Source organism: Mesorhizobium sp. M7A.F.Ca.MR.362.00.0.0 (assembly GCF_004023175.1).
In the GTDB taxonomy this organism is placed as follows: Bacteria; Pseudomonadota; Alphaproteobacteria; order Rhizobiales; family Rhizobiaceae; genus Mesorhizobium.
This window is the reverse complement of record NZ_RZTF01000479.1, coordinates 1,373-4,319: the sequence shown is the minus strand read 5'-3', so window position 1 is coordinate 4,319 and position 2,947 is coordinate 1,373. Positions and strand designations below refer to the sequence as shown.

The 2,947-nt window shown below is 65.0% G+C and carries 2 protein-coding genes and 2 pseudogenes (1 of these 4 only partly in view); all 4 read right to left on the bottom strand.

What is annotated here, in order from left to right:
* Positions 1–121: pseudogene (locus tag EOC06_RS44155) on the bottom strand (cysteine hydrolase); the annotation flags it as partial.
* Complete coding sequence (locus EOC06_RS33420; RefSeq protein ID WP_127321990.1) at positions 121–1,644, bottom strand: ABC transporter ATP-binding protein; 1,524 nt, start codon at positions 1,642–1,644, stop codon at positions 121–123. The pseudogene EOC06_RS44155 and the gene EOC06_RS33420, both read right to left, overlap by 1 nt.
* Before the next feature lie 10 nt (positions 1,645–1,654).
* The gene (locus tag EOC06_RS33415; RefSeq protein ID WP_127321989.1) at positions 1,655–2,356 is read right to left on the bottom strand and encodes a cysteine hydrolase family protein; all 702 of its coding nucleotides are present in this window, start codon (positions 2,354–2,356) and stop codon (positions 1,655–1,657) included.
* A gap of 14 nt (positions 2,357–2,370) precedes the next feature.
* Positions 2,371–2,947 (bottom strand): annotated as a pseudogene (locus EOC06_RS33410) (ABC transporter permease) (it continues 367 nt past the right edge of the window).

Below are 2,947 nucleotides of genomic sequence, written 5' to 3'. Positions count from 1 at the left end.
TGCCAAGGCTGGCGCCGAAGCCGCCGGGCTCGGCGAAATCGCGCTGCATGTCGATGACGACCAGCGCCATCGTCTGCGGCTTGAAGGAGAAGGCGAACGGCTGCGCATCAATCTCCGCCATCAGTGATGTCCCGCCATATGCTCGCCGATGGTCTGCACGCTCGCTTGCGCGATCGGCGTCTCGTAGACCAGTGCGCCGTCCGACATGACGAAAATGCGGTCGGACAGTTCCAAAAGCTCGTCGAGGTCCTCCGACATCAGCAGCACTGCCGCACCCGCATTGCGCGCCTTCATGATGCGGGCGCGGATTTCGGCCACCGCCGAGAAGTCGAGGCCGAAGCACGGGTTGGAGACGATCAGCAGGTCGACCTCGCCGGTCAGTTCGCGCGCCAGCACGGCGCGCTGCACATTGCCGCCCGACAGCGAGGCGATGGGCGAGGATAGCGAGGCGGTCTTGACCTTGAACTGCTCGACCAGCTTGGCGCTGAACGCGCGTATGGCGCTGGCGCTGATCCAGTTCACCGGCCTGCCGTTGCCGTCGATGTCGAAGGTGCGGAAGGAGATGTTCTCGGCCACCGTCATTTTTGGCGCGCAGGCATTCTTCAGCGGCTCTTCCGGGATGAGCCGCACATTGAGCGCGCGCGCCTCGGCCCGCGTCGCCGCATAGGCGGAGCCGCGTACCAGCACCTCGCCACCGTCGCGCGGCCGCTGGCCGGCCAGGACCTCGAGGAATTCCTTCTGGCCATTGCCGGAAATGCCGGCGATGCCGACGATCTCGCCCGAACGCACGCCGAGATTCTCGATGCGGATCGACTTCAGCCCGGTGCGGTCCGGCGCCTTCAGCGATTTGACCTTGAGCACGATCTCGGCATCGGGTTTCGGCGCCGCGCGACTGTCGAGCGCGGCGATCGGCTGGTCGCCGATCATCATCGCCGCCATCGCCTTGTGGTCGAGGTCGGCGACGCGGCCGGTTCCCGTCAGCCTGCCCTTGCGCAGCACGCTGACATCGTCGGCGAAGGCGGTGACCTCATGGAATTTGTGCGAAATCATCAGCACGGTGAGGTCGCCGGCCTTGGTCATGTCGCGCACCAGCCCCAGCACCTCCTGCGCCTCACCGGGCGTCAGCACCGAGGTTGGCTCGTCCAGCACTAGAAAGCTGCGGCCAAGATAGAGCTGCTTGATGATTTCGAGCTTCTGCTTTTCGCCGGCGGCGAGTTCCGCCACCTTAACGTCGAGCGGCAGCTTGAACGGCATGCGCTCCATGAACACGGCAAGGTCGGCTCGTTCCCTACGCCAATCGATAATGCCCGGAACCTTCTCGCGCGAGATGACGAGGTTTTCCGCACCGGTCAGCGACGGCACCAGCGTAAAATGCTGATAGACCATACCGAGCCCGAGCGCCGAGGCGTCGCGCGGACTAGCGATCGCCACCTCGCGGCCATCGACCAGCAGGTCGCCTGATGTCGGGTGATAAAAACCCATCATGCATTTGACCAGCGTCGACTTGCCGGCGCCGTTCTCGCCGAGCAGCGCGTGGAAGGAGCCCGCCGGCACCTTCACCGACACGGCATCCAGCGCCGTGAAGGCGCCGAAGCGCATGGTCATGCCGATGGTCTCGACGCCGACCGCTTTCCTGTCATTCATCGCGGCCTCCTCATGGCAACTGCGCGACAAGCGCCTTGGAATTCGACACCGTGCCGAAAACGCCGCCCTGCATCTTGATCATCTTGATCGCCGCCAGATGGTTGTCGTAGTCGGTCGCCCCGCAGCAATCCTCCAGCATCATGCATTCATAGCCGCGGTCGTTGGCCTCGCGCATGGTGGTGTGCACGCAGACATCCGTGGTGATGCCGGTCAGCACGATGTTCTCGATGCCGCGCTGATTGAGGATGAGCTCCAGGTCGGTGGCGCAGAACGAGCCCTTGCCGGGCTTATCGATGATCGGCTCGCCCTCGGTCGGGTAAAGGTCGGGGATGATGTCCCAGCCCGGCTCGCCGCGCACCAGGATGCGCCCGCACGGGCCAGGGTCGCCGATGCCGGCATTGATGCGGCGCGAGCGCCAGCGCTTGTTGGCCGGCAGGTCGGCGAGATCGGGCCTGTGCCCCTCGCGCGTGTGGATGATGGTGTAGCCCTTGGCTCGCATCGTCGACAGCACCAACTTGATCGGCTCGATCGGTGCGCGCACCAGCGACAGATCGTAGCCCATATGGTCGACATAGCCGCCCGGCCCGCAGAAATCGGTCTGCATGTCGATGATGATCAGCGCCGTGTTGTCGGGCCGCAGGTCGCCATTGTAGGGCCAAGGATAAGGCTCGGCGTCGATCGTATGCTGAGTGACTTCGGCTCTGGCGTTCATCGGCAAAACTCCAGTCATTTGGTGATCGACAATTCGCCCGGCGCGCCCGCAAGCGTTCGTGTCGGCGACGAGGTGGCGATCATGATGATGAGGGTGAGGATGTAGGGAGCGGCGTAGAACATGTAGTAGCCCTGCGTGACGCCGACCGATTGAAGCGCCGGGCCGAGAGCTCCCGCCCCGCCGAACAAAAGCGCTGCAGCAAAGCAGCCGAGCGGGTTCCAGCGCGCGAAGATGACCAGCGCCACCGCCATCAGGCCCTGGCCCGACGAGATGCGTTCGGTCCAGCTGCCGGGATAGTAGAGCGACAGGTAGGCGCCGCCAATGCCGGCCAGCGCGCCACCGACACCGGTGGCGAGCAGCCGCACCGTATCGGGGTTGAGGCCCATGGCGCGTGCCGCGTCCGAACTGTCGCCGACGACGCGCACGATGAGGCCGGCGCGGGTGTTGCGGAACGCCCACCACAGGATGACCGACAGCACCGCGCCGATCAGGAACAGCACGTTGACGTCGAGTGCGGCTTGCACCTGCGGAATGTCGGACCAGCCGCCGAAGGGAATGGCCGGCAGATTGGGCGCCTTCGGCTTGATAAAC